This is a genomic window from Curtobacterium sp. MCLR17_051 (genome assembly GCF_003234395.1).
Lineage (GTDB): Bacteria > Actinomycetota > Actinomycetes > Actinomycetales > Microbacteriaceae > Curtobacterium > Curtobacterium flaccumfaciens.
This window is the reverse complement of record NZ_QKTA01000001.1, coordinates 536,843-562,484: the sequence shown is the minus strand read 5'-3', so window position 1 is coordinate 562,484 and position 25,642 is coordinate 536,843. Positions and strand designations below refer to the sequence as shown.

The following is a 25,642-nucleotide window of genomic DNA, read 5'->3' as shown; positions in this document are numbered from 1 at the left end:
GTGCGCCAGCGGGACCCGGTTGCCAGTGGTGTCCTACGCTCGGGGTGTGGGCAACCGGGGCATCTACGTCGAGACGATCATCGACGCGGACGTCGAGCGGGTCTGGGAAGCGACGCAGGACCCGCGCCAGCACGTGCGGTGGGACGTCCGGTTCTCCGAGATCGTCCCGGAACCGGCCGACGCCGACGGAGCAGCCCGCTTCACGTACGTCCGACGGTCCGCCGTGCACGACGTCCACGGCACGGGCGTGAGCCTCGGCGAGCGACTCCGGTCGGACGGCACACGGACGTCGGCTCTGCGCTTCTCCACCCGGGACCGCCTGTCGCCGATCCGACACGGTCGTGGGTACTGGAAGTACGTCCCGACCGAGGACGGCCGCACCCGTTTCATCACGGGGTACGACTACGACCCGGGATGGGGAGCACTCGACGTGGTCGTCCGGCCGCTGCTCGGTTGGGCGACTGCATGGAGCTTCGACCGGCTCCGCGTCTGGCTGGAAGGCGGCGGCGACCCCGAGACCTGGCAGTTGGCGAGTGTGCTGCAGGTGTGGCGCCGGGACCGGCCACGGGCCTCCCGGTCGTCACGAGCACCGCGTGGGGGCACCCGACGAGGCGACCACCTGCGCGACGCGCCCGCGACCCTCGCCGTTCTGCCGGACCCGGCGGAGCAGCGATGACCTCGGTGTTCCGAGCGGCGCTCGGCGCAGACTTCCACCGGCTGCACCCGATGATGCAACGGCGCTTCGGCGTCGGCCTGGATGCCGCCGAGGCGTGCATCGGGCGCGGGGTGATGACGTCCATCCGCCGGGGTCCGTGGTGGACCGTTCCGTTCCTGCAGATCGGGCGGCTCCGGAACATCCTGGTCCCCGACGTCGGCGACGACGTGCCCTTCACCATCGAGAACTACCCCTACCGGGACGCTCACGGACGCGAGACCGTCACCTTCGTCCGCACCTACACGACCCGCCCGGGGCGCACCGCGCGCTTCGACGCCACGATGGTCCTCGTCGGTGGGCGGGTGCTGGACTACCTCGGTTCGCACCAGCACCTGGCGGTGGACCTCGACCTCGTCGTCGACGACCGGGGTGGGCTGGTGCTCACCTCGGACGCCCAGCGCTTCTACGAGGGGCCGATCGCCTTCCGGTTCCCGATGCTCTTCAGCGGCCGGGCGACGCTGCACGAGTACTGGTCCGACGAGGACGAGTCGTTCCACGTCGACCTCGAGGTGCGCAACGCGCTGTTCGGGTTCTTGTTCGGCTACCGCGGGACCTTCACGTGCGAGTGGGTACCGGCAACGGACGCACCTGACCGCCTGAAGCCCCGCCGGACCGAACTCAGGACCTGAGCCACGAGGGATCGGCGAACAGCTCCTCGAGCTCGCGCAGCAGCCGGGTCGTGTGGAAGCCGTCGGCAGCCGCGTGGTTGACCTGCAGCGCCAGCGGCAGCAGCGTCCGGTGACCAGCGGTCCGGTACCCGCCGAGCGTGATGATCGGCAGCAGGTGGTCCCAGCCGTCGCGCACCTGGAGCGAGAAGCCGGTGAACGGTGCTCCCGGCAGGGTCGAGACGTCGAACACGTTGCCGGGCCGGTCGTCCTGGGGGAACATCCGGGTGTCGTCGCGGTACTCCGTCATCGTCGACACCGCAGCGTCGTGGAACGTGCCGAAGTCGTCGTCGTACGGCACGACCAGGGCGGAGAACGTCTCGGTGTCCGGGTGGAACACGGTGAACATCGGGTGGACGCAGTCCCACACGGCGGGGGAGCCGTCGTCCAGCAGCTGCATCCGGAACTCGTCGTGCCGGTTCACCACGGTCGCGATCGCCCAGAGCTGCGACGCGTAGGTCCGACGGCCGGTCGCTCGGACGCGCTCGACGAAGGCGGTGACGTCGAGTTCGACGGTCACCTCGTACGCGCACGGCACGCGGTGCCGGTAGTGCTCGAAGTGCTCCCGGCGGGGCCACTGGTCGACGTCGATCGCCCGGAGTTCGGTCATGGCTCCACCCTCGTGCGGGATCGCTTCCCTACGGTGGAGCCATGCCGACGCTCGAACGTGTTCCCGCCCTGGTCGCTACCGGATTCCTCGCGATCCCCGTCGCCGAAGCCCTCGTCGCGTTGCCGACCGAGGTCGTCATGAAGATCGAGGGGGCCCCGATCGACGCGGACCTCGCCGACACGGCCGCGTTCTCGGAGGCGTACGGCTACCCGCTCGCCGGCGGTGCCAACTGCATCGTCGTCGCAGGGAAGCGCGGCGACGAGGTCCGCTACGCCGCCTGCGTCGTCCTCGCATCGACGAAGCTCGACGTGAACCGGGTCGTGAAGCAACTGCTCGACGTCCGGAAGGCGAGCTTCGCCCCGATGGACGAAGCGGTCGAGCTGACCGGCATGGAGTACGGCGGCATCACCCCGATCGGACTGCCGTCGTCGTGGCCGCTCTACATCGACGCGCGCGTCCTCGACGCCCCCGAGGTCGTCATCGGCGCCGGGCGCCGCGCCGCGAAGCTGTTCCTGCCCGGCGCAGCACTCACCGCACTGCCGAACGTCACCGTGGTCGAGGGCCTGGCGACCGAACCGGTCAGTCCGACGGCCGGATGAGGCAGAACGGGTGCCCCGCGGGGTCGAGGTAGACGCGGAACGTCTCCGTGCCCGACCCCGTCGCCGTCGCACCGATCGCGAGCACCGCGGCCTCGCCGTCATCGAGGTCGTCGACCTTCACGTCGAGGTGGCTCTGCTGCGGCACCGCCTGGCCGGGCCACTCCGGCGCCCGGTAGTCGTCGACCTGCTGGAACGCCAGGATCGGACGGTGGTCGGTGAACGGGAGGGCGAGCTCCGCCCAGTCCTCGTCGAAGCCGACGATCTCCCCGCCGAGCAGCTCGGCGTAGAAGCGGGCGAGGGCGCGGGTGTCCGGGCAGTCCAGGACGACGACGTCGAGTGTGCCGATCATGGCCGACACGGTAGACCCATCAGCGTGCGGCGGTCAGGGCCTTCGTGATCCGCTGCAACGAGACGGTCTCAGCGGTCCCGAGTTCCTGCGCGAACAGACTGAGCCGGAACTCCTCGAGCATCCACCGCGCGTGCACGAGCTCCGGGTGCGCCCCGACCGCGGGCGGGAAGGTGCCGCCGGCATCGGTGTAGCGGTCGGTCGCCACGGTGACCTCGCGCATCCAGGTCGCGTCTCGCCCGGGGTTCTGCAGCAGCTTCTGCACGCGCGCCTCGATGCCCTGCAGGTACACGCGGATGCGGCGCAGCCGGTCGAGCCCTGCGACGGCGACGAACCCGGGGAACACCAGGCGCTCCATCTGCTGCCGCATGTCGCTGAGGGCGGCGAGCAGCGACATCGAGTTCGCCTGCTTGAGTGCCCGTTCGGCGGAGCGCTGCGCTGCCAGGACCGCCGCGACCTCGGACACGGCGGTGAACATCGTGTCGACGACGGAGGCCGACACCGCATCGCGGACCGACTCGAACTCGGCCTTCGTGAAGACGAGGCCGTCCGGGTGGGCCCGACGGATGACGGCGTCGACCACGGCGGCCAGGACGTCGTCGAACAGCGCGGCGGTCGACGGGTAGGGGCTGGCGGCGAGCGCGAGCTTCTCCTGCGCGGTCAGGTGCGACTGGATGTACGACACGGGCGACGGCACCGCGTGCATCACCAGACGGCGGACCCCGGCAGGCATCCGGACGACGCGGTCGGACGGGGTGGCGAGCAACTGCACCCCGACGGTCGCCTTCGGACCCGTGCCTTCCTCGACCAGGGACGGGTACGCGCGGATGACGCCGCCGGCCTGCTTGGTGTCGAGGGTCTGCGGGAGGTCCTGGTCGGGCCAGGCGGTGAGTCCGGACTGTTCCAGCGGACGACCGGCACCGGCGGAAGCGACGCGAGCCGCGCCTCCGGTCCGTCCCGCGCCCTTCGCCGTGGCGGAGGCGACGCTCTGCTGGGTCCGGTCCTTGAGCTTGGTCTGCAGGGCCGACAGGTCCTTGCCGGTCTCGACCCGGCGACCACGCTCGTCGACCACGGCCCACGTCGGCAGCAGGTGCGCGGGGACGCGGGACAGGTCGAAGTCGGACTCGGAGACCGGGACGTAGGTCATGCGCTGGATCGCCTTGGCGAGGGTGGCGCGGAACGACTCCGTCGGCTCGGTCGGGGCGTCGTCGGGCAGCTCGGCGACGATCTTCTCGGCCCAGTCGGCTGCCGGCACGACGTTCTTGCGGATCTGCTTCGGCAGCGACTTGATGAGCGCGGTGACGAGTTCCTTGCGGAGGCCGCGCACCTGCCAGTCGAAGCCCTCTTCACGCATCCGGGGCAGGAGCGCGAGGGGGACCTGCACGCTGACGCCGTCGTCCTGTGCGCCGGGCTCGAAGCGGTACTGGATGGCGAGACGCTGGTCGCCGCTCCGCCACTGGGTCGGGTACTCGACGTCGTCCTCGGCGGCCTCGGCCGCTGATTCGTCCAGCAGGTCCGACCGGCGCATCGTGAGCAGGTCCGGCTGCTCACGGCGAGTGGTGCGCCACCACCCCTCGAAGTCGCGGGTCGTGGCGACGTCGGCAGGGATGCGGGCGTCGTAGAACTCGTAGACGTTCTCGTCGTCGAGCAGGATGTCCCGGCGGCGGGTGCGTTCCTCGAGCTGCTCGAGTTCCTTGCGGAGCTTCCGGTTGGCGCGGTCGAAGGCCTGCTGCGATTCCCACTCACCCTCGACCAGGGCGTGCCGGATGAAGAGCTCGCGGGAGTGTTCCGGGTCGATCCGCGAGTACTGCACGCGGCGGCGCTGCACGATCGGGACGCCGAACAGGGTCACCCGCTCGTGGGCGACGACCGCCCCCTGCTTCTTCTCCCAGTGCGGCTCGCCGTAGGTGCGCTTGAGCAGGTCACCGGCGAGCGGCTCCACCCAGGCGGGGTCGATCCGGCCGACGGTCCGGGCGAACAGCCGGCTCGTCTCGACGAGTTCGGCGGCCATCACGGCGTCCGGCTGCTTCTTCGCGAGCACGCTGCCCGGGAACACCACGAACCGGGTGTTCCGCGAGCCCAGGTAGTCGCGCTTCTCGCGGTCGCGCAGCCCGATCTGGCTGAGGAGTCCGGAGAGCAGCGCGCGGTGCACGGCGTCGCCGTCGTCGGAGCGGGCCTGCCCGACTCGGACGTCGACCTGCTTCGCGGCACGGGAGAGCTGCCGGTACAGGTCCTGCCACTCGCGGATGCGCAGGTAGTTCAGGAACTCGGCCTTGCACAGTCGGCGGAACGCGCTCGACGACAGTTCCTCCTGCTGCTCCTCGATGTGGTTCCAGAGGTTCAGCAGGGTCAGGAAGTCACTCGTCGGGTCGGCGAACCGGGCGTGCAGCTGGTCGGCGTGCGCGCGCTTCTCGAGGGGGCGCTCGCGGGGGTCCTGGATGCTCAGGGCGCTGACGATGGCGATGACCTCGCGTCCGACACCCTGCCGCCCGGCCTCGAGCACCATCCGACCGAGCCGGGGGTCGATCGGCAGCCGGGTCAGCTGTCGCCCGGACTTGGTGATGCGGCCGTCCTTGTCGACGGCGCGGAGCTCGCGGAGCAGGTCGAGGCCGTCCTTCACGCCCCGGCTGTCCGGCGGTTGCAGGAACGGGAACGACTCGATGTCCCCGAAGCCGAGCGAGATCATCTGCAGGATCACCGCGGCGAGGTTCGTGCGGAGGATCTCGGGGTCGGTGTACTCGGGGCGCCGGCCGAAGTCGTCTTCGGAGTAGAGCCGGATCGCGATGCCGGCACTCGTGCGGCCCGCTCGACCGGAGCGCTGACTGGCGCTGGCCTGCGAGATCGCCTCGATCGGCAGCCGCTGCACCTTGGCCCGCGGGGAGTACCGCGAGATGCGTGCCGTCCCGGTGTCGATCACGTACTTGATGCCGGGCACGGTCAGTGAGGTCTCGGCGACGTTCGTGGCGAGGACGACACGACGGCGGATGCCCGGGGTGTGCCGGCGCTCGAAGACCCGGTGCTGGTCGGCGGCGGACAGGCGGCCGTACAGCGGCAGGACCTCGGTACCCGGGTAGCGCTTGCCCTCGATCGCGTCCTGCGCGTCGCGGATCTCGTTCTCGCCGGACAGGAACACGAGCACGTCGCCCGGGTCCTCCTGCGCCAGCTCGTCGAGGGCGTCGGTGATGCCCTGCAGGGTGTCGCGGTCGTCGGCTGCGTTGCCGCTGTCACCGGTGCGGGAGTCCGACTCGTCGTCGGCGTCGTCGTCCTGGTCTTCGGCGACGAGGGGGCGGTACCGGATCTCGACCGGGTAGGTGCGGCCGGACACCTCGATGATGGGGGCGTCGTCGAAGTGCTTCGAGAACGACTCCGGGTCGATCGTCGCACTCGTGATGATGAGCTTCAGGTCGGGGCGACGGGGGAGCAGCCGCTTCAGGTAACCCAGCAGGAAGTCGATCGTCAGGGACCGCTCGTGCGCCTCGTCGATGATGATCGTGTCGTACCGCTTCAGGTCGCGGTCGAAGTGGATCTCGTTCAGCAGGATTCCGTCGGTCATCAGCTTCACGCGGGTCTCGGAGCTCACCTTGTCGGTGAAACGGACCTGGTAGCCGACGAGCCCGCCGAGCTCCCCGCCGCCCAGTTCTTCCGCCACACGTTCGGCGATGGTCCGCGCCGCGATCCGGCGGGGCTGGGTGTGCCCGATGTGCTCACGACCGAGCTCGAGGCAGATCTTCGGCAGCTGCGTCGTCTTGCCCGAGCCGGTGGCCCCGGCGACGATGACCACCTGGTTGTCACGGATGGCAGCCGCGATGTCGTCCCGCCGCTGCGAGACCGGCAGTTCGGGCGGGTACGTGATGACGGGCAGCGGAGAAGACATGAGCATTCCAGGATACAGGCGCGCCGGGCAGGAGGGGCGTCAGGCGATCTGCTGGGTCAGGGCGTCCGCCGACCGGGACGGCAGTTCGCACACCCGGTCGTGGCAGACGTACGCGGCAGGGTCGAGCACGTCGCGTCCCTCGAACACCGAGAACCCCGCCTCGGCCCAGTCGCGTGCCTGCTCCGGCGTGGTGGTGGCGACGACCGTACCGGGGCGCCGAGCACGGTGTGCCACGGCCCGCATCGGGTCGTCGGTGCCGCTCGTGACGACGACGATCTCGCGCGACGGCCGTTGCAGGGCGAGGGCGACACCGAGGGCATCCGCGTGACCGAGGGGTCGCTCGGTCCCGGTGCGGGCGCGGTCGGCGATGAGTCGCGCCGCGGCGACCCGCAGTGCCTCGTCGCCCGTCAGCGCCCCGAGCGTCGCGGCGGCCGACGCCAGCGCCACGGTGCCGGACCGCATCGCCGTCTGCGGCCGTTCGCCCGTGGCGGTCCCCGCTGCGGCCAGCACCGGGTCGACGTCGAAGCGCTCGGCCAGGCCGTCGTCGACGAGCGAACGTGCGACGGTCGCGTAGGAGACCTCGCCCGTCACCAGAGCCAGTTCGAGCAGCCCCTCGGCGAGCAGTCCGACGTCCTCCACGGTGGCCGGAGCAGAGGACGCCCCGCGCGGTGTGCTGGACCGCACCGTCACGTGGCCGTCCCGCACGTGGGCGGCGAGGACCGCGTCGGCCGCGCCCCGCGATAGCGCGACGAGTTCCGGGTCGCCGTGCCGTGCGCCGGCGATCGCGAGCCCCCGGATCGCCAGGCCGTTCCAGCCCGTGAGCACCTGGTCGTCCAGCGGTGGCGGGTCGAGCTGGGCGCGCTCGGCGATCGGCCGGCGGTACCACTCGCCCTCGACCCGACGGCCGTCGATGGTCGACTCGCTGTCCTGCGCGGCGACGAAGGCCCCGTCGGCACGGCGCAGGGTGTCCCGGAGGAAGTCGGCGATGCCGCGGGCCTGCTCGGCACCCGCGACCGCGAGCAGCCCCGCGTTGTCGTAGAGCATCCGTTCGTAGTGCGGCACGCTCCAGTCGCGCTTGGTGGCGTACCGGAAGACGCCGCCGTCGGCATCCGTCAGCTCGGACGCGCGGATCGCGTGCAACGACCGGTCGAGCAGCCCGTCGGCCTCAGCGTCGCCGTCGGCCGCCGCGTCGGCGAGGAACTCGAGCAACGGTGTGCTCGGGAACTTCGGCGCGCCGCCGAAACCGCCGTAGGTGGTGTCCTCTGCCTGCGACAGCTGGTCCGTGACGGCCCGGATAGCATCGACGGACGGGAGGCCCGGGTCGGCTCCGGCACCGCCCTCGCCCGAGCGAGCGGTCGCGTCCGCCATGGCACCCTGCCGGATCGCCGTCGCGATGGCCGACGCGTTCGCGTCGACCTCGTGCCGACGCTCGGTCCAGGCGTCGAGCACCGCGGCCAGGATCTGCCGGAACGCCGGGACCTGCCCGACGGGAGTGGGCGGGAAGTACGTCCCCGCGAAGAAGACGTGGCCGTCGGGCGTCAGGAACGTCGTCAGTGGCCAGCCGAGCTGCTGCGTGAACGCACTCGCCGAGGCCATCAGGCTCGCGTCGACGTCCGGCCGTTCTTCGCGGTCGACCTTCACCGACACGAAGTCCCGCCGGAGCAGTTCGCCGATCTCCGGGTCGGCGAAGCTCTCACGCGCCATGACGTGGCACCAGTGGCACGTGGCGTACCCGACGGACACCAGCACCGGGACCCCGCGCTCGCGCGCTTCGGCGAACGCCTCGGGACCCCACTCGCGCCAGTCCACCGGGTTGTCGGCGTGCAGACGCAGGTAGGGGCTGACCGAGGTGCCGAGGCGGTTGTCGTTCATGGCTCCAGCGTGCCCGCCCCCGACTGGGCGGACCACGGCCCGGGGACAACTGTGGACGGAACGCCCACTCTGCACAGGCCGTGCGGGGAGATCAGCGCTCGAGCCACCCCGTGATCGACGCGAGCCGTGCGGCCACCTGGGCGGGGCTCTGGCCGTCGGTGTCCACCCGGGTGACCGTGTCCGCGGTGGCCGAGTCGAGCCTCCCGGCCGTCCGCGTGCTGTGCGCGAGCTGCGCCTGCGGGACCGCGCCACCCGCTCGTCGTGCGAGCCGGTCGGCGGTCGCGCCGTCGGATGCGCGGAGCAGGACGACGCGCACCAGCGGATCGTCGCCCATCGCCGCAGCGAGGCGCTCGTGCTCGAGCACGGACACGGTGTTCGTGTAGACGAGCCGGTGGTGCGCGATCGCCCGGTAGCCGGCCCAGATCGCGGCGAGGTTCCGCTCGGCGAGGCGCGCCTCGGGGTGTTCGACGTGCGGTGCCGGGTGCGCGAGGTCGAGCAGGTCGCCCTCGATCACCGCGTGCCGGACGTCCGCCGCGACGAGCAGGTCGTGCAGCGCCTCGGCTGCCGTGGACTTGCCCACGCCGGAGCGCCCGCCGATGAACAGGACCTCGGACCGGGGCACCGTGTCAGCCCAGGTTGAGGGAGAGGAGTGCGAGTGCGGCGTCCTCGGGACCGTAGTCGAACATGTGCTCCCAGAACGGGTCGTCGGCCCACGGGACGTCGCCGTCGGCGGGCGTCGCGTGGGCGGTCTCGACCAGCCAATCGAGTTCGGGGGCGACGGCGGTCGCGAACTCCGGTGGTTCCCACCCGAGGGCGCGTGCCGCCGTGGTGTCGAGGACGAACGGCGGTCGTGACGACCACGGCGTGCCACCCACGAACGCGGGCGCGTCCTCGTCGAGCAGGACCTCGTCGAACCGGTGGTCCAGGTGTCCGCCGATCGTCCGCACGATCTCGAGCGCGGTCGGGGCCGAGGCATCCGCGACGTTGAGGATCCGGCGGTCCGGCGCGTCCGCGACGAGTCGGACGAGCGAACCGATGCCGCTCGCCGCCGTCGTGTGGTCGACGCCGCGGCCGTGGTCGGCGAGCAGGATGCGCTCCCGGCCGTCGAGCACACGGCGGACGACGAACCACTCCCGCGGGCGGCCGATGCCGACGCCGTACACCTTGGACGGGCGGAGCACCGTGACCGGAGCACCGTGGTCGAGCAGGACCTGCTCGGCGGCCACCTTCGCGGCGCCGTAGCCGTCACGACTCGTCGGGTCCCCGTCGCCGGCGGTGACGGTGGGCTGGATCTCGGTGACCGCGCCGCCGAACACCGGCTTGTCGAGCGAGTTCGCGTGCCGTCCCTGCTCGTCGGCGTACACCGACCTGGACGAGACGAAGACCGTCGAGCCGACGTCGTCGAGGAACGGCAGGAGCTGCTGGGCGTCGTCGCGGGTCAGGCCGACGGTGTCGACGAGCAGGTCGGCTCCGGGGCGGAGCAGGTCGCGCAGGACGGACCGGTCGCGGCGGTCACCGGGCGTGAACGTGGCGCCGGAAGCGGTCAGCGCGTCCGCTGCGGGGCCGCCTCGGCGTGCGAGGACGTCCACCTGCCAGTCGTCGCCGCCCCTGCCCGAGGCGTCGAGGAGCTCTCGTGCGACGGCCGAGCCGATCCCGCCGGTGCCGCCGAGGATGACCGCGCGTCTGGTGCTCATGGTGCAACGGTAGTGCGGCGGGGCCGTCGGTCCTCGGCTGTCGGTGCTCGGCCGTCGGCCGGGCGCGGCCGTCGTTCCGCGATCGGTTCCGTCAGGAGGCGAGCTGCTCGTGCCGCCACCAGTCGGCCAGCGAACCGTCGTAGACCTTCACCCGGTCGTGTCCGAGCACCGTCAGGGCGAGGGCGTCGACGCACGCGGCGCTGCCCACCCCGCAGTACGTGACGATCTCGTCGGCACCGATCACCGCGGCGAAGGCCCGCTCGAGCTCGGCGCCGCGCAGGTACGCGTTCGTCTCGGGGTCCACCAGGGTGTCCGCCGTGATCGAGGTGCTGCCCGGCACGATCGGCGGGTGGTCGTCGCCGAGGGCCGCCCAGGGCGCGGCGAACACCAGGGATGCCGGCTCTTCGCCGGAGACCGCACGGGTGACGCGATCGTGGTCGGCCCAGAGCGCACGTTCTTCGCCGGCCAGGAACGCACCGGCATCGGGGTCGGACGGCGTCGCGCGAGTGTGGAGTGCGCCCACGCGGACCGGGCGGCCCTCGTCGCGCCACTTCGTGAAGCCACCGTCGAGCACCGCGACCGAGTCGAAGCCGAACGAACGGAAGATCCACCACAGGCGTGCCGACCACTCGCCGACGCTGTCGTCGTAGACCACCACGGTCGAGGTGTTCGTCACGCCGAGCTGTGCCGCGGCGACCTCGAAGCGCTCGGCACCGGGGCGGGTGAACGGGACGTCGGCGTCGGCGGCGGAGAAGTCGTCGATCAGGTCGGCGAAGCGGGCGCCGGGCACGTGGCCGCGCTGCTCGTGGGCGTCCCGACCGGGGAGCCAGCTCGTGTCGAACCCGGCCCCGACCGTGTGCACCGAGGCGTCGAGCACGACGAGCTCGTCAGCACCGAGGTGGTCTGCGAGCCACTGCGTCGACACGAGTGGTGAGGTCAGGACGGGGGCCATGTCGCACACCATAATCCGCACCCCTGACGTGGGCCAGAGTCGTGGACACACGGCGCAACCGCAGGCACCGAGTGCGTGCGCATCGATCGACGATGCACGCGTCGTTCGACAGGTGGATCGTCGTGGAACGGGTGTCGCCGCCCCCCACCCACACGCACGACGGCCCGCCCCGGCAGAACCGGAACGGGCCGAAGACGCGCAGCGAACCGCCAGCGTCAGTGCGCTGCGGCGGGGATGCTCCCGGTCGTGGCGGACCCGGCACGTGCGAGCCGCTCGACCCGCACCGACTGCCGGTTGATGAGCAGTCCGCCGGCCAGGGCGACGAGCACGAGCACGCCGGCCGAGATGCCGAACGCCACGTGGTACCCGTCGAGCGTGGCCTGGGCCTGCTGCAGCTTGGTCGGCGCGGCGGTCAGCCCGGACAGGCTGTTCGACACGACGTCCGCGAAGATCGTCGACAGCAGCGCCGTACCGATCGAGCCACCGATCTGCTGCATGGTGTTGACCGTCGCCGAGGCCACACCGGCGTCGGCCCGGGCGACCCCGGTCGTCGCGGTGTTCATCGCGGACGAGAAGATCGTGCCCATGCCGAGGCCGATGACGATCAGCGCCGGCAGGACGGTGCCCGCGTAGGAGCTGTCCAGGTCGGTGCGGAGCAGCAGGAGGAGCCCGGTGGCGGCGACCAGGCCACCGGCGAAGATGAGCACCTTCGGCCCGACGCGCGGCAGCAGGCGGCCACCGATCTGCGTCGCCGAGATCATGATCGACAGCGGCATCGGCAGGAACGCGAGACCCGTCTGCAGCGAGCTGAAGCCGAGGGTCTGCTCCAGGTAGTAGGTCAGGAACAGGAAGATGCCGAACATGCCGATCGCGACCAGGCCGATCGCGATGAACGAGCCGCCGCGGTCACGGTCGAGCACGACGCGCAGGGGCAGCAGCGGGTGGGCGACGCGGGTCTCGATGAACACGAACGCGGCGATCAGCACGACACCGCCGGCGAGCATGGCGATCGTGACGGGGGAGTCCCAGCCGTTCGTCTCGGCGTTCGAGAAGCCGTAGACGACCCCGACGAGCCCGAGCGTGATGGTGATGACCCCGAGGACGTCGATGCGCGGACGCTCGACCTTCGGCGGCTTCTCCATGAAGACGAGGGCGCCGATCACGCCGAGCACGGCGAAGACGACGTTGACGTAGAGGCACCAGCGCCACGAGGCGTACTCGGTCAGCACGCCGCCGAGCAGCAGGCCGATGGCCGCACCCGAGCCGGCGATGGACCCGAAGATGCCGAACGCGCGACCGCGTTCCTTGGGGTCGCGGAACGTGGTGGTCAGCATGCCGAGTGCGGACGGGGCGAGCAGTGCGCCGAAGACACCCTGCAGCGCGCGGGCCGCGACGAGCAGGCCGAACGAGTCGGCCAGGCCACCGAGCACCGAGGCGACGGCGAAGCCGACCAGCCCGATGATGAAGGTGTTCTTGCGGCCGAACAGGTCGCCGAGACGACCGCCGAGCAGCAGCAGCGAGCCGAACGCCAGCGAGTACGCGGTGACGATCCACTGTCGCTGGTCGGTGCCGAAGTCCAGGTCGGCCTGGGCCGAGGGCAGGGCGATGTTCACGATGGTCGCGTCGAGCACGACCATCAGCTGTGCGAGGGCGATGACCGCCAGGGCGATCCAGCGGTGGTTGCTCTTGGCGGGGGTGGTGCCCGGAGTCGTGGGTGCTGTCCCGGTGGGTGCTGTCCCGGTGGGGGTCGGCACGGTGTGTTCTGCCGTCACGGCAGCCTCCTTCGAGAAGGTTGGAGGGTGGGGTGGAGGTGCGCGCCGTCGGGCACTCCCGAGATGTGGTGGTGACGAAACCGGATGCCAGGCATCCGTTTGTCGTCAGTGTAGACCGAAACGGAAGGAGGGCATCCACTTGTTCCCAGAAAGTGCAACTACGGTCGGATCGTGAGCACCACCGACTCCGTGTCCGACCTCGAGCGACCGCTGCGCGCCGACGCTGCGCGCAACCGCGAGCTGATCCTGCAGACGGCGCGCAAGTGCTTCGCCGAGCGCGGGCTCTCCGTCACGTTGAACGACATCGCGCACGAGGCCGGCGTCGGGGTCGGCACCGTCTACCGACGGTTCGCCGACAAGGACTCCCTGATCGAGGCGCTGCTCGCCACCAAGTTCGAGGCGATGAACGACGCCGCAGCGCGCGCCGCGGACGTGTCCGACCCGCGTGAGGCGCTCCGGGTGTACCTGATGGGCGTCTTCGCGTTCCGTGCACGCGACCGTGCCCTCGCCGACGCCATCGTCCGTGCCGGCAAGGCCCGTCCGTCCATCGTGCAGGAGCGCGACCGGCTCGAACGCCAGGTCGCCGCGATCATCGGCCGTGCCGAGACCGCCGGCGTCGTCCGCCCCGGCTTCGACTACCGGGACCTGCCGATGCTCACCGCGATGGTCGGTGCGGTCGCCGACGCCACCCGCGAACACGACCCGGACGCCTGGCGCCGCTACGCGGAGCTCCTGATCCAGGGCGTCCTGCCGGGCACGGACGACACTGCGCCGATGCTCGGCGACCCGCTGGACCGCGAGTCGATCGAGCGCGCGCTGCACGCGCAGTCCTGACCACGGACGGACGGGAGGCCCATGGCGGCGCCGCCACGGGCCTCCAGTCCGGCTGTGGTCGCCACCAGAGCGCCCAGCGCGACGAGCGCGACCGGACCGGCCGGACCTGCCAGCCTTCCAGACCGGCTACAACCAGCTGGGGATCCAGTAGTGCGACCGGACGAAGTCCCACGGCACCTGCATCGCCGTCCACATCGGGTACCAGTAGACCGAGGCCAGCACGACGACGCCCAGGTACACGCCGACCCACAGGATCGCCCGCGACCTGCGGGACCGTTCGTCGCTCCGCCTGCCGAGCACCAACCCGATCGCGGCGGCCAGCGCCATCACCATGTAGGGCTCGAAGGCGATCGTGTAGAACTGGAACACCGTCCGGTCGACGTACATCAGCCAGGGCAGGTACCCCGCCGCGACGCCGAGCAGGACGAAGCCGTACTCCCACTTCCGACGCAGGACCCAGAGCACGAGCAGCGCCACCGTCGCGATGACCGAGGCGTACCAGATGAACGGGTTCGCGATGCCGGTGATCGCCTCGCCGCAGCGGTTCGCCCAGCAGCCGTCCTGCCCGGCGTCCGTGCCGACGTAGAACATCGACGTGGGGCGCTGCATCACGAGCCAGAGCAGCGGGTTCGCCTGGTACGAGTGCGGGGTGTGCAGCCCGATGTTGAAGGCGTAGATCTCCGACTGGTAGTGCCACCAGTTCTGCAGGCTGTCCGGCACCCAGGCGAGCAGCCCGGTCCAGCGGTCGCCGCCCGAGGACAGCCAGTTGCGGTCCCATCCGTCCTTCGAGACGAACCAGCCGGTCCACGACGCCACGTAGGTCACCGCGGCGATCGGCACGGTCAGCAGGAACGACACCGGTGCCTGCTGCAGCAGCGCGCTCGACGACCAGAACTCCACCCCGGCGCGGCGGCGCATCATCATGTCGCTCAGCACGGAGTACACCGCGAAGAACGCCAGGAAGTACATCCCCGACCACTTCGTCGCCGCCGCCAGCCCGAGTGCCAGGCCCATCGCGAACAACCACGGGCGCCACCAGAACACCGGCCCCCACAGGGTGGTCCGGCCCGCGGCGGCGCGGGCGGCGACCCACTCGTCGAGCCGCCGTTGGCTCTGCCGGCGGTCGAGCAGCAGCGCCCCGAAGCCGAGGATGACGAAGAAGGTCAGGATGCCGTCGAGGAGCGTCACCCGCGACATCACGATCGCCTGCCCGTCGATCGCGAGCAGGAAGCCGGCGAGCGTGCCGATCATCGTCGAACGGAACAGCGACCGGGCGATCACCGCGGTGAGGAACACCGTCGCGATGCCGAGCACGGCCACCGTGAAGCGCCAGCCGAACGAGTTGTCCGCCCCGAACAGCAGCATCCCGAGGCCGATGAGGTACTTGCCGAGCGGCGGGTGCGCGATGAACTCCGCGGCACTCGTGAAGACGTCCGTCTCACCGCGGACGAACCGGTCGTCGGTCGTCGGAGCGCCGTCACCGCTCGGGTTCGCGGGCCAGGTGCCCTCGTACCCGAGGTGCACGATCGACCAGCCGTCCTTGACGTAGTACGTCTCGTCGAACACGAGCGAGTGCGGGTTGCCGAGGTTCACCAACCGCAGCACGGCGGCGAGGAGCGTCACCGCGAGCGGACCCGTCCACCGCCACACGGCGACGCGCTGCGACGTGGAGAGCACCCGCCCCCACCAGTCGTCCAGGCGCGAGCCGACCGGCCCGTCGGGCACGGCCGTGCGGTCGTCGGTCAGCTCGCTGGTCATCGCTGAGCATCCTACGGATCGACCACATGTCCCCGCTGCGACGGGGCTGCTCGCGCCGACGCGGCTGCCCCGGGCCGCCCCGGGGCCGCGCCGACGTCGCGGTGCGGGGACAATGGGTGCGTGATCGTCCTCGCAGCAACGCCCATCGGCAACCTCGGGGACGCCTCGCGCCGTCTCGTCGAGACCCTCTCCAACGCCACGGTCGTCGCGGCGGAGGACACCAGGACCGCCATCCACCTGATGCGCGCCCTCGGCATCGAGAACCGTCCGCGGCTCATCGCCCTGCACGAGCACAACGAGCGGGCGAAGGCGTCCGAGGTCGTCGAGCTCGCCCGCGACGAGGACGTCGTCGTCCTGACCGACGCCGGCATGCCCGCGATCAGCGACCCCGGCTTCCCCCTCGTCGAGGCCGCCGCGGCCGCCGGGGTCACCGTCACCGCCCTGCCCGGGCCGTCGGCCGTGCTCATGGCGCTCGCCGTGTCCGGGCTGCCCACCGACCGCTTCACGTTCGAGGGGTTCCCGACCCGCAAGGCCGGGGAGCGCCGTCGGGCGTTCCAGGCGCTGGCGGGGGAGCAGCGGACGATGGTGTTCTTCGAGTCGCCGCACCGGCTGGCCGAGACCCTGGCGGACATGGCCGTCGGGTTCGGGGACGACCGACGCGCCGCGGTCTGCCGTGAGCTCACGAAGCTGTACGAAGAGGTCCGTCGCGGGCCGCTGGACGAACTCGTCGCGTGGGCGTCCGAAGGGGTGCGGGGCGAGATCTGCATCGTCGTCGCCGGCGCCGCGGAGGCCACCGAAGAAGCCACGCTCGACGACGGCGTGCGCCTGGTGCTCGAGCGGGTGGCCGCCGGCATGCGCATGAAGGAGGCCGCCGCGGCGGTCGCGGACGCGACCGGGCTGTCGAAGCGGGACCTCTACGAAGGGGCGCTCGCGGCGCGCTGAGCGGGGCTCGTCACGTTCGCATCCGCCGGTCTGGAGGCGCGGGGCGGGCCCGTCACGGGCCTCCAGGACCCGGTTCTCCACAGTCCACCGCCGCACGCGTCATCAGGGTTCGGTGCGCCCGTAGGATGGTCCGCATGTCCGCCGGGTCCTCGTTCAGCATCACCACGCCGATCTTCTACGTGAACGACGTGCCCCACATCGGGCACGCCTACACCGAGGTCGCCGCGGACTTCCTCGCGCGCTGGCACCGGCAGCGCGGTGACGACACCTGGCTGCTCACCGGCACCGACGAGCACGGGCAGAAGATCCTGCGCACCGCCTCGGCGAACGACGTCTCGCCCAAGGAATGGGCCGACCGGCTGGTCAACGACGCCTGGAAGCCACTGCTCGACACGGTCGACGTCGCGAACGACGACTTCATCCGCACCACCGACGAACGGCACGAGCGCGGCGTGACGGCGTTCCTGCAGAAGCTGTACGACGACGGCTTCATCTACGCCGGCGAGTTCGAGGGCTTCTACTGCGTGGGCTGCGAGGAGTACAAGCAGCCGAGCGACCTGGTCGCCGGCACCGGTGCGTACGAGGGTCAGCAGGTCTGCGCGATCCACTCGATCCCGGTCGAGGTGCTGGCCGAGCGCAACTACTTCTTCCGGATGTCCGACTTCGAGCAGCGCCTGCTCGACCTGTACGAGTCGAACCCGCTGTTCATCCAGCCCGAGAGCGTCCGCAACGAGATCATCTCGTTCGTCAAGCAGGGGCTCCGCGACCTGTCGATCTCGCGTTCCAGCTTCGACTGGGGCATCAAGATCCCGTGGGACAGCGACCACGTGCTGTACGTGTGGTTCGACGCCCTGCTCAACTACGTCACGGCGCTCGGCTACGGCACCGACGACGACGAGGCCTTCAAGCGCCTCTGGCCGAGCGTGCACATCGTCGGCAAGGACATCGCCCGCTTCCACGCCGTCATCTGGCCGGCGATGCTCATGGCCGCTGGGCTGCCCGTGCCGGAGCGCGTCTTCGGCCACGGCTGGCTGCTCGTCGGCGGCGAGAAGATGTCCAAGTCGAAGCTGACCGGCATCGCGCCGTCCGAGATCACCGACACGTTCGGGTCCGACGCCTTCCGCTACTACTTCCTGCGCGCCATCACCTTCGGGCAGGACGGCAACTTCAGCTGGGAAGACATCTCGGCGCGCTACCAGGCCGAGCTCGCGAACGGCTACGGCAACCTGGCGTCCCGCCTGGTCGCGATGCTGCAGAAGTACTGCGACGGCGAGGTCCCGGAGCGCGGCGCGCTCACCGAGTCCGACCAGGCGATCGAAGCCCTGGCCGTCTCGGTCACCGAGCGTGCCGACGCCGCCATCGCGGCCTTCGCCCCGCACGAGGCGATCGCCATCGTGTGGGAGCTCGTCGACGCCCTGAACGGGTACATCACCGAGCAGGCGCCGTGGGCCCTGGCGAAGGACGACGCCAACCGCGAGCGCCTCGGCACGGTCCTGACCACCGCGCTCCGCGGCCTCGGCACCGTCACCGTCCTGCTGTCCCCGGTCATGCCGAAGGCGACCGAGAAGCTCTGGGCCTCGATCGGCGCTGGCGGATCCGTCGCCGAGCAGCGGGTCGACCGCGCGTTCGAGTGGCAGGGAGCGTCGCACGTGGTGCCGCTCGAGAGCGGGCTGTTCCCCCGGATCGAGCAGGTCTCCGAGTGACCGACGCCGAGTCGCACGTCCGGTCCCGCGGTGATGGGGCGTCCGGTGGCTCGAAGCGCGACCTGACGTACCCGCCGCTGCCGCAGGCGCTCGTCGTGCCGGTGTACGACAACCACACCCACATGGAGATCGCCGACGGTGTCGGCGACGGGGGTGACGGTCCGCTCGAGTACCGCGAGCACCTCGACCGTGCCTCGAGCGTCGGCGTGCGCGGTGTCGTGCAGGTCGGCACCGACCTCGCCACCTCGGAGTGGTCCGCGTCGATCGCCGCCCGGGAGCCCCGGGTCCTCGCGGCCGTCGCGCTGCACCCGAACGAAGCGCCCGTGCTGCAGGAACAGGGGCTGCTCGACGAGCACCTCGCCGGCATCGAACGGCTCGCCGCGCTGCCGCGGGTCCGGGCGATCGGTGAGACCGGCCTCGACTTCTTCCGCACCGGCGAGGACGGCCGTGACGCCCAGGTCCGTTCGTTCGAGGAGCACATCCGCATCGCGAAGGAGCACGACCTCGCGCTGACGATCCACGACCGCGACGCGCACGACGCCGTGGTCGAGGTCCTCGACCGCGTGGGTGCCCCGGAACGCACCGTCTTCCACTGCTTCTCCGGCGGGCCGGACCTCGCCCGGCTCTGCGCCGAGCGCGGCTGGTACATGTCGTTCGCCGGCACCGTGACGTTCAAGAACGCCGCACTGCTGCGTGAAGCCCTGGTCGTCGCCCCGCGGCACCTGATCATGATCGAGACCGACGCACCGTTCCTGACGCCCACCCCGTTCCGTGGCCGCCCGAACGCGCCGTACCTCATCCCGCTCACCCTGCGGTCGATGGCGGAGACACTCGGCACGGACGCCTCGATGCTCGCGGCCCAGATCGCCTCGAACACCGAGCTCGTCTACGGCGCGTGGGACGCCGAGCCCGTGACGGTGGAGGAGTAGTCGTGGGTGCCCTGCTCGGCCCGGCGGAGATCCGGGAGCTCGCGGCCCAACTCGACGTCACCCCGACGAAGAAGCTCGGGCAGAACTTCGTGCACGACGCCAACACCGTGCGGCGGATCGTGTCCGTCGCCGGTGTGACCCCGTCGGCACGGGTGCTCGAGATCGGCCCGGGGCTCGGGTCGTTGACGCTCGGGCTCACCGAGACCGGCGCGCCCGTCACCGCGGTCGAGATCGACAAGCGCCTGGCCGCCAAGCTCCCGTCGACGGTGTCGTCGATGCAGCCGGACGCCAGGCTGACGGTCGTGCAGCAGGACGCCATGACCGTCGCCGCCGCGGATCTCGACGTCGAGCCGACGCACCTCGTCGCGAACCTGCCGTACAACATCTCCGTGCCCGTGCTGCTGCACCTGCTCGCGACCTTCCCGTCGATCGAGCGGTCGCTCGTCATGGTGCAGGCCGAGGTCGGGTACCGGCTCGCCGCCGGTCCGGGCAGCAAGGTCTACGGTTCGCCGAGCGTCAAGGCCGCCTGGTACGGGTCGTGGAGCACCGCCGGGTTGGTCAGCCGTCAGGTCTTCTGGCCGGTGCCGAACGTCGACAGCGTCCTGGTGGCGTTCGACCGGCACGAGCCCCCGGGCGACGAGCTCCTGCGGTCTCGGGTGTTCACGCTGGTGGACGCGGCGTTCCAGCAGCGGCGCAAGATGCTGCGGCAGAGCCTGTCCGGGGTGCTCGGCGGCAGTGCGCACGCGTCCGAGGTCCTGACGGCGGCGGGCATCGACCCGACCGCCCGCGGCGAGGCGATCGGTGTGGACGACTTCGTGCGGCTCGGGCGGACGGTCCTGGCGGCCGCGGAGTAGTCCTTCTCACGCCTGGCGCCGGGTGCGCAGCTGGCGCGTCGCCTGCGGGCCAGCTGACCGCGATGGTGCGAGGTTCCGTGGTCCGTGCGAGCCGAAGTGCCTCGCACGGAACACGGAACCTCGCACCATTCGAGGCACCCGGGTCAGTGCTCGCGGGACGCCATCATCTCGAGGATCTGCTGGTGGTTGCCGTTCCGCTCGGCGAAGCGCAGCGGGTGCACGTTCTGCACCAGGATCTCCGGGGCAGCGCCGGACTCGATGAGCGCCATGACCTCGTCGGCGAAGGCGTCGAGCGGCATCCCGCCGAAGTCGGCGCCGCCCATCAGGTCGGTCATGACGGCCGGCGGGGCGAGCTCGAGCACCTCGAGCGACGACCCCACGAGCTGCTGACGGAGGGCCTGCGTGTAGGCGTGCACACCGGCCTTCGTCGCGCTGTACGTCGGTGATGCGGTGAGCGGGACGAACGCGAGACCGGAGGTGACGGTCATCAGGGTGGCCGAGGGCTGGGCGAGCAGGTGCGGCAGGAACGCGTCGATGAGGCGGATCGTGCCGACCAGGTTCGTCTGGACGAGCTCGAGGGCGTCGTGGATGTGCTCGGGGTCGCGGAGGTCCTCGTCGCGCATGATCCCGGACATGGTGATGAGGGCATCGAGCGACGGGTACGCCTCGAGCACCGAGGTGGCGGCGGCTTCGATGGACGCCGCGTCGGCGACGTCGATCTGCACGGTGCCGAAGCCGTGCTCGGCGGCGAGGGAGTCGAGGAGCGCCTGGCGGCGGCCGCCGATGACGACGGTGCTGCCGGCGGCCTGCAGGCGCTGGGCGAGCGCGAGACCGATGCCCGAGGTCGCGCCGGGGATGAAGACGGTGGAGTTCGTGATGTCCATGGCGACCACGATGCTCCGTGGGCAGGGTCGCAACCAGAGCGCGGTCATCGGGGGATCGGCGATCCCTGGCACCCGGGCCGGAGGCGGACGACAATCGACCCATGGACCGTGCCGCGCTCGCCGACTTCCTCCGCCGTCGCCGCGAGCTGCTGCGCCCCGAGGACGTCGGTCTCGGGCAGGGTCCACGACGCCGGACCCCGGGGCTCCGCCGCGAAGAGGTCGCTGCCCTCGCCGGCATGTCCGTCGACTACTACACGCGACTCGAGCAGCAGCGCGGACCGCAGCCGTCCGAGCAGATGATCGCCGCGATCGCCCGGGCCCTGCGGTGCAGCCTCGACGAGCGCGACCACCTGTTCCACCTGTCCGGGCAGAACGCCCCGACCCGGATGCACCGCGCCGACCACGTCGATCCGGCGATCCTGCGGGTTCTGGACCGGCTCGAGGACACCCCGGCGATCGTCGTCAGTCACCTGGGCGAGACCCTGGTCGAGAACCGGCTCGCGGCGGCGCTCCTCACCAGCTCGGTCGGCTTGCCGGGCAACCGCCGGTACCAGGCGTGGCGGTGGTTCGTGACGGGTGAGGAGCTCACGAAGTACGCACCCGAGCAGCACGAGCGGCTGGGCCGTGTGGTGGTCGCATCGCTCCGCGCGGCTGTCGGGCTCGCGGGTCCGGGTGACCGCCGGGCGACGGAACTCATCGCCGAGTTGCAGACGCGGAGTGCCGAGTTCCGCGACCTCTGGGCCAAGCACGAGGTGGCCACGCGCTGGTCGGACAACAAGACGATCGTGCAGCCAGAGCTCGGCCGCATCACCGTCGACTGCCAGGTGCTGCACACCGACGACCAGGCGCAGGCCCTGCTGCTCTTCACCGCGCCTCCAGGATCGGAGGACGCGCAGAAGCTCGAGCTCCTCGGCGTCGTCGGACAGCAGACCTTCGCCGGCTGACGCGTCGCACGGTGCGAGTTCGCTCGGCTCGTGCGAGGTTGGTCGACCCCGCACGGTGCGCGGTTGGTCAGCCCGTGCGCCGTTGACCGCTTGGTGCCGCCCTACAGCCCGTCACCGAGCGACCAACCTCGCACCGACCGGACAAGCGCGCACCGTGCGACCCGCCCGCCCCGCCCCCCCCGAGAAGCAACGCCACGTCACACACTTGGGCGCGTGCGGTATACCGTGCCTAGGGTGGGGGCGTGAGCACTCCGCACGTGTACGTCATCCACGAGAACCCCGAGTGGTTCCCCCCGCTCGCCGCCGCCTTCGAGGCCGAGGGCGTCCCGGTCGAGGAGATCCTGCTGACCGAGGGGCAGATCGACCTCGCGGCCGAGCCGGCACCCGGCGTCTACTGGAGCCGCATGTCCGCGAGCTCCCACACCCGCGGCCACGAGCACAGCAAGGAGTACACCCGGGCGATCCTCGGCTGGCTCGAGCGTGCCGGCCGCCAGGTCGTCGGCGGCAGCCACGTGCTCGAGCTCGAGGTGTCGAAGGTCGCCCAGCACGGGCTCCTGCAGCAGGCCGGGTTCGACGTGCCGCGCACGACCGCCGTGTTCGGCACGACGACGCTCAAGGACGCCGCCCGCACCTTCACCGACGGGCAGGACGTCCCCTTCATCACGAAGCACAACCAGGGCGGCAAGGGCCTGGGCGTGCGGCGGTTCGACTCGCTCGCCGAGTTCGACGCCTACGTCGACAGCCCCGAGTTCGAGGCCCCGGTCGACGGCATCACCCTGCTGCAGGAGTACCTGACGGCGCGCGAGCCCTTCATCACCCGCGTCGAGTTCGTCGGTGGCGAGTTCGTGTACGCGGTCCGCGTCGACACCAGCGCCGGCAGCTTCGAGCTCTGCCCCGCCGACGCGTGCGAGGTGCCGCAGGTCATCGCGGGTGCCGTTTGCGACGTGCCCGGCACCGAGACCGCCGGTGCGCCCCCGGCGTTCGCCGTCCGGACCGAGATCACCGCCGAGCACCCGCTGGTCCAGCAGCTCCGCACGTTCCTCGCCGACCAGCGCGTCACCATCGCGGGCGTCGAGTTCATGGAGACGACGGACGGCCGCACCGTCGTCTACGACATCAACACGAACACGAACTACAACCCCGCGGTCGAGGAGTCCGCGCCGGCCTCCGGCCCGCGCTCCATCGCGAAGTACCTCGGTGGCCTGCTGGCAGCGGAGTACGCGGCGCAGCTCACGGCCTGAGAACGCAAGAACCACCGGACTGGAGGCCCGTGGCGGGCCCGCCACGGGCCTCCAGTCCGCCTTTCCCACACCCCCAAGGAACCCACGTGCGATTCGGATACTGGACCCCGCTCTTCGGCGGCTGGCTGCGCAACGTCGACAACGAGAACATGCCGGTCACCTTCGACTACGTGAAGCGCCTGGCGCAGCGCGCCGAGCGGATCGGCTTCGACCTGACGCTCGTGCCGGAGCTCAACCTCAACGACATCAAGGGCACGGCGGCGCCCTCGCTCGAGGCGTGGTCGCTCGCGGCGGCGATCGCGGCGACGACCGAGCGCCTGGAGATCATGGCGGCGATGCGTCCCGGGTACCACCTGCCCGCGGTGACGGCGAAGCAGGCGGCGACGATCGACGACATCTCGTGCGGCCGGTTCACCTTCAACGTCGTGAGCGCCTGGTGGGCGGAGGAGGCGAAGCAGTACGGCGGGATCTTCTCGGAGCACGACGACCGGTACAAGCGCACCGCGGAGTTCGTCGAGGTCATGAAGGGCCTGTGGCGCGAGACCCCGTACTCGTTCTCGGGCGAGTACTACGACATCGAGAACGCGCACCTCGAGCCGAAGCCCCGCGTGACGCCGCGCATCTACGCCGGTGGGGAGAGCGAGGCCGGCAAAGCTGCGATCACCGGGTACGCCGACGCCTACGTCACGCACGGCGGCACGGTCGAGGAGCTCCGCGCGAAGATCGACGAGATGAAGCAGCGCCGCGTCGACGCCGGTCTGCCGCCGTTCGAGGCGTTCGGCATGGCCGCGTACGTCATCGTGCGCGAGACCGAGGAAGAGGCGCAGGCCGAGCTCGCCCGGATCACCGACGTGCAGCACGGCAAGGCGTACGAGTCGTACCAGGACTTCATCTCGAAGTCGCAGCTCGAGCACGTGCCCTCGCTCGAGGACTACTCGGTGTCGAACCGCGGCCTGCGCCCCGGGTTCGTGGGCACGCCGTCGCAGGTGGCCGACCGCATCCGGGAGTTCGAGGACGCCGGGGTCGACACGCTCCTGCTGCAGTTCTCGCCGCAGCTCGAGGAGATGGACCGGTTCGGCGAGCAGGTCATCCCGCTCGTCCGGCAGTCGGTCGGGGCGCAGTCCTGATGGGTGCCACGCCGACCAACGCCGAGGACGGCTGGGCGTTCGAGACCCGCCAGATCCGCGCCGGCTTCAAGGCCGACCCGGGGTGGGGCGCGAACGTGCCGCCGATCGCGCAGAGCGCCGCGTACGTCTACCCGTCGGGTGAGGACGCCGCCGCGCGCTTCATGCTCGACGCTCCCGGCCACACCTACACGCGGGTGAACAACCCGTCAGCGGCAGCCCTCGAACGCCGGATCGCCGACCTCGAGGGCGGGATCGGTGCGCTGGCGCTCGCGTCCGGGCAGGCGGCGACGTCGCTGGCCGTGCTCGGTGTCGCACGCGCCGGTGACCACGTGGTGTCGAGCGCCTCGCTGTACGGCGCGACCTACACGCTGTTCGCGTCGACCCTGCGGGACCTCGGCATCACCTTCACGTTCGTGCAGGACCCGACCGACCTGTCCGAGTGGGCGGCGGCGGTGCGCCCGGAGACGAAGGCGTTCTTCGGCGAGTCCATCCCGAACCCCCGCGGGGACGTCCTGGACTTCGCCGGGGTGGCCGGGGTCGCACACGAGGCCGGTGTGCCGCTCATCGTCGACAACACCATCGCGACGCCGTACCTGGTGCGCCCGATCGAGCACGGCGCCGACATCGTCGTGCACTCCGCGACGAAGTACCTGGCCGGACACGGCAGCGCCATCGCCGGGCTCATCGTCGACAGCGGGAACTTCGACTGGGCCGCGCACGCCGACGCCTACCCGCAGCTGGCCTCGACCGAGCAGTCCGGGTTCGCGAACACGAACTTCGCCGAGAAGTTCGGGCGGCGGGCGTTCATCCAGCGCACCCGCTCGAAGCTGTCCGCCGACCTCGGGCCCGCGATCGCACCGTTCAACGCGTTCCTGGTGCTGCAGGGCATCCAGACGCTGTCGCTCCGCATGGACCGGCACGTGTCGAACGCCGCCACTGTGGCGAGCTGGCTCGACGCACACGACCAGGTCGAGCACGTGCACTACGCGGGCCTGCCGGCCTCGCCGTGGCACCACCTGCAGCAGCGCTACGTGCCGAAGGGACCGTCGGCCGTGCTGTCGTTCGACCTGGCCGGTGGGGTCGCCGCGGGCCGACGGTTCGTGGCGGCGCTCGAGCTGTTCGACCACGTCTCGAACCTCGGTGACGTCCGCTCGCTCGTCGTGCACCCGGCATCGACCACCCACGTGCAGATGACCTCGGCCGAGCGAGCGGCCGCCGGGGTGGGGGACGGCCTCATCCGCCTGTCGATCGGCCTCGAGCACATCGACGACATCACCGCGGACCTGGCGCGGGGGTTCACGGCAGCCGCAGCGGGATAGGTTGGGCG

Annotated in this window: 22 protein-coding genes; 12 read left to right on the top strand and 10 right to left on the bottom strand. The window is 71.1% G+C overall.

Annotation, left to right across the window (positions count from 1 at the left end):
• Positions 1–46: 46 nt before the first annotated feature.
• Complete coding sequence (locus DEJ06_RS02685) at positions 47–676, top strand: SRPBCC family protein (protein WP_258372395.1); 630 nt, start codon at positions 47–49, stop codon at positions 674–676.
• The gene (locus tag DEJ06_RS02680) at positions 673–1,344 is read left to right on the top strand and encodes a DUF4166 domain-containing protein (protein WP_111038312.1); all 672 of its coding nucleotides are present in this window, start codon (positions 673–675) and stop codon (positions 1,342–1,344) included. The genes DEJ06_RS02685 and DEJ06_RS02680 overlap by 4 nt, the downstream gene beginning before the upstream one ends.
• Here the strand turns inward: DEJ06_RS02680 and DEJ06_RS02675 are convergent.
• Entirely contained in the window at positions 1,334–1,990 is a 657-nt protein-coding gene (locus DEJ06_RS02675; protein ID WP_111038311.1) for a CatA-like O-acetyltransferase, read from the bottom strand. The two genes, DEJ06_RS02680 and DEJ06_RS02675, sit on opposite strands and share 11 nt — an antisense overlap.
• Positions 1,991–2,031: 41 nt before the next feature.
• Here DEJ06_RS02675 and DEJ06_RS02670 point away from each other — a divergent pair, with 41 nt between their 5' ends.
• On the top strand, positions 2,032–2,589 hold the full coding sequence (locus tag DEJ06_RS02670) for a YbaK/EbsC family protein (protein WP_071246993.1): 558 nt from the start codon (positions 2,032–2,034) through the stop codon (positions 2,587–2,589).
• On the opposite strand, the gene DEJ06_RS02665 is transcribed toward DEJ06_RS02670, so the two are convergent.
• From DEJ06_RS02665 to DEJ06_RS02635, 7 genes are all read right to left on the bottom strand, one after another.
• The gene (locus tag DEJ06_RS02665; RefSeq protein ID WP_110860834.1) at positions 2,570–2,938 is read right to left on the bottom strand and encodes a VOC family protein; all 369 of its coding nucleotides are present in this window, start codon (positions 2,936–2,938) and stop codon (positions 2,570–2,572) included. The two genes, DEJ06_RS02670 and DEJ06_RS02665, sit on opposite strands and share 20 nt — an antisense overlap.
• 19 nt (positions 2,939–2,957) lie before the next feature.
• On the bottom strand, positions 2,958–6,809 hold the full coding sequence (gene hrpA / locus DEJ06_RS02660; RefSeq protein WP_111038310.1) for an ATP-dependent RNA helicase HrpA: 3,852 nt from the start codon (positions 6,807–6,809) through the stop codon (positions 2,958–2,960).
• Positions 6,810–6,848: 39 nt separating this feature from the next.
• A complete protein-coding gene (locus DEJ06_RS02655; RefSeq protein WP_111038309.1) occupies positions 6,849–8,681 on the bottom strand; it encodes a thioredoxin domain-containing protein in 1,833 nt (610 codons plus the stop codon).
• A gap of 91 nt (positions 8,682–8,772) precedes the next feature.
• Entirely contained in the window at positions 8,773–9,303 is a 531-nt protein-coding gene (locus tag DEJ06_RS02650) for an AAA family ATPase (RefSeq protein WP_111030764.1), read from the bottom strand.
• A gap of 4 nt (positions 9,304–9,307) precedes the next feature.
• Positions 9,308–10,375, bottom strand: coding sequence for an NAD(P)-dependent oxidoreductase (locus DEJ06_RS02645; protein WP_111038308.1), 1,068 nt, complete (start codon positions 10,373–10,375; stop codon positions 9,308–9,310).
• Between the two features lie 91 nt (positions 10,376–10,466).
• Positions 10,467–11,327 (bottom strand): sulfurtransferase, encoded by an 861-nt coding sequence (locus DEJ06_RS02640; protein ID WP_181436726.1) that lies wholly within the window; start codon positions 11,325–11,327, stop codon positions 10,467–10,469.
• Positions 11,328–11,542: 215 nt separating this feature from the next.
• A complete protein-coding gene (locus DEJ06_RS02635; protein WP_111038306.1) occupies positions 11,543–13,099 on the bottom strand; it encodes an MFS transporter in 1,557 nt (518 codons plus the stop codon).
• A 171-nt stretch (positions 13,100–13,270) separates the two neighbouring features.
• Here DEJ06_RS02635 and DEJ06_RS02630 point away from each other — a divergent pair, with 171 nt between their 5' ends.
• Complete coding sequence (locus DEJ06_RS02630) at positions 13,271–13,933, top strand: TetR/AcrR family transcriptional regulator (protein WP_035808760.1); 663 nt, start codon at positions 13,271–13,273, stop codon at positions 13,931–13,933.
• A gap of 126 nt (positions 13,934–14,059) precedes the next feature.
• On the opposite strand, the gene DEJ06_RS02625 is transcribed toward DEJ06_RS02630, so the two are convergent.
• Positions 14,060–15,691, bottom strand: coding sequence for a dolichyl-phosphate-mannose--protein mannosyltransferase (locus tag DEJ06_RS02625; RefSeq protein ID WP_111038304.1), 1,632 nt, complete (start codon positions 15,689–15,691; stop codon positions 14,060–14,062).
• Positions 15,692–15,811: 120 nt separating this feature from the next.
• Here DEJ06_RS02625 and rsmI point away from each other — a divergent pair, with 120 nt between their 5' ends.
• The 4 genes from rsmI (at position 15,812) to rsmA (ending at position 20,119) form a co-directional block, all read left to right on the top strand.
• Positions 15,812–16,633 carry a 16S rRNA (cytidine(1402)-2'-O)-methyltransferase gene (rsmI, locus tag DEJ06_RS02620; RefSeq protein WP_111038303.1) on the top strand — a complete coding sequence of 274 codons (822 nt, stop codon included), beginning with the start codon at positions 15,812–15,814 and terminating at the stop codon, positions 16,631–16,633.
• A gap of 134 nt (positions 16,634–16,767) precedes the next feature.
• On the top strand, positions 16,768–18,336 hold the full coding sequence (gene metG, locus DEJ06_RS02615; RefSeq protein WP_111038365.1) for a methionine--tRNA ligase: 1,569 nt from the start codon (positions 16,768–16,770) through the stop codon (positions 18,334–18,336).
• On the top strand, positions 18,333–19,265 hold the full coding sequence (locus tag DEJ06_RS02610; RefSeq protein ID WP_111030772.1) for a TatD family hydrolase: 933 nt from the start codon (positions 18,333–18,335) through the stop codon (positions 19,263–19,265). The genes metG and DEJ06_RS02610 overlap by 4 nt, the downstream gene beginning before the upstream one ends.
• Before the next feature lie 2 nt (positions 19,266–19,267).
• Complete coding sequence (gene rsmA, locus DEJ06_RS02605) at positions 19,268–20,119, top strand: 16S rRNA (adenine(1518)-N(6)/adenine(1519)-N(6))-dimethyltransferase RsmA (RefSeq protein WP_111038302.1); 852 nt, start codon at positions 19,268–19,270, stop codon at positions 20,117–20,119.
• Positions 20,120–20,262: 143 nt separating this feature from the next.
• On the opposite strand, the gene DEJ06_RS02600 is transcribed toward rsmA, so the two are convergent.
• A complete protein-coding gene (locus tag DEJ06_RS02600; RefSeq protein WP_071406525.1) occupies positions 20,263–21,003 on the bottom strand; it encodes an SDR family oxidoreductase in 741 nt (246 codons plus the stop codon).
• A 101-nt stretch (positions 21,004–21,104) separates the two neighbouring features.
• On the opposite strand from DEJ06_RS02600, the gene DEJ06_RS02595 reads away from it, so the two are divergent.
• The 4 genes from DEJ06_RS02595 (at position 21,105) to DEJ06_RS02580 (ending at position 25,634) form a co-directional block, all read left to right on the top strand.
• Entirely contained in the window at positions 21,105–21,947 is an 843-nt protein-coding gene (locus DEJ06_RS02595; RefSeq protein ID WP_111030775.1) for a helix-turn-helix transcriptional regulator, read from the top strand.
• A gap of 242 nt (positions 21,948–22,189) precedes the next feature.
• Entirely contained in the window at positions 22,190–23,188 is a 999-nt protein-coding gene (locus tag DEJ06_RS02590) for a RimK family alpha-L-glutamate ligase (protein WP_111038301.1), read from the top strand.
• An 86-nt stretch (positions 23,189–23,274) separates the two neighbouring features.
• Positions 23,275–24,315: an LLM class flavin-dependent oxidoreductase gene (locus DEJ06_RS02585; RefSeq protein ID WP_071406522.1), complete on the top strand. Its 1,041-nt coding sequence runs from the start codon at positions 23,275–23,277 to the stop codon at positions 24,313–24,315.
• Positions 24,315–25,634 (top strand): O-acetylhomoserine aminocarboxypropyltransferase/cysteine synthase family protein, encoded by a 1,320-nt coding sequence (locus tag DEJ06_RS02580; protein ID WP_111038300.1) that lies wholly within the window; start codon positions 24,315–24,317, stop codon positions 25,632–25,634. Before DEJ06_RS02585 ends, DEJ06_RS02580 begins: the two co-directional genes overlap by 1 nt.
• Positions 25,635–25,642: the final 8 nt, after the last annotated feature.

Coding starts and splice junctions, on each gene's coding strand:
- DEJ06_RS02680 (WP_111038312.1), top strand. CDS start 673: ATGACCTCGGTGTTCCGAGCGGCGCTCGGCGCAGACTTCCACCGGCTG.
- DEJ06_RS02675 (WP_111038311.1), bottom strand. CDS start 1,990: ATGACCGAACTCCGGGCGATCGACGTCGACCAGTGGCCCCGCCGGGAG.
- DEJ06_RS02670 (WP_071246993.1), top strand. CDS start 2,032: ATGCCGACGCTCGAACGTGTTCCCGCCCTGGTCGCTACCGGATTCCTC.
- DEJ06_RS02665 (WP_110860834.1), bottom strand. CDS start 2,938: ATGATCGGCACACTCGACGTCGTCGTCCTGGACTGCCCGGACACCCGC.
- hrpA (WP_111038310.1), bottom strand. CDS start 6,809: ATGTCTTCTCCGCTGCCCGTCATCACGTACCCGCCCGAACTGCCGGTC.
- DEJ06_RS02655 (WP_111038309.1), bottom strand. CDS start 8,681: ATGAACGACAACCGCCTCGGCACCTCGGTCAGCCCCTACCTGCGTCTG.
- DEJ06_RS02645 (WP_111038308.1), bottom strand. CDS start 10,375: ATGAGCACCAGACGCGCGGTCATCCTCGGCGGCACCGGCGGGATCGGC.
- DEJ06_RS02640 (WP_181436726.1), bottom strand. CDS start 11,327: ATGGCCCCCGTCCTGACCTCACCACTCGTGTCGACGCAGTGGCTCGCA.
- DEJ06_RS02625 (WP_111038304.1), bottom strand. CDS start 15,691: ATGACCAGCGAGCTGACCGACGACCGCACGGCCGTGCCCGACGGGCCG.
- metG (WP_111038365.1), top strand. CDS start 16,768: ATGTCCGCCGGGTCCTCGTTCAGCATCACCACGCCGATCTTCTACGTG.
- DEJ06_RS02600 (WP_071406525.1), bottom strand. CDS start 21,003: ATGGACATCACGAACTCCACCGTCTTCATCCCCGGCGCGACCTCGGGC.
- DEJ06_RS02595 (WP_111030775.1), top strand. CDS start 21,105: ATGGACCGTGCCGCGCTCGCCGACTTCCTCCGCCGTCGCCGCGAGCTG.
- DEJ06_RS02580 (WP_111038300.1), top strand. CDS start 24,315: ATGGGTGCCACGCCGACCAACGCCGAGGACGGCTGGGCGTTCGAGACC.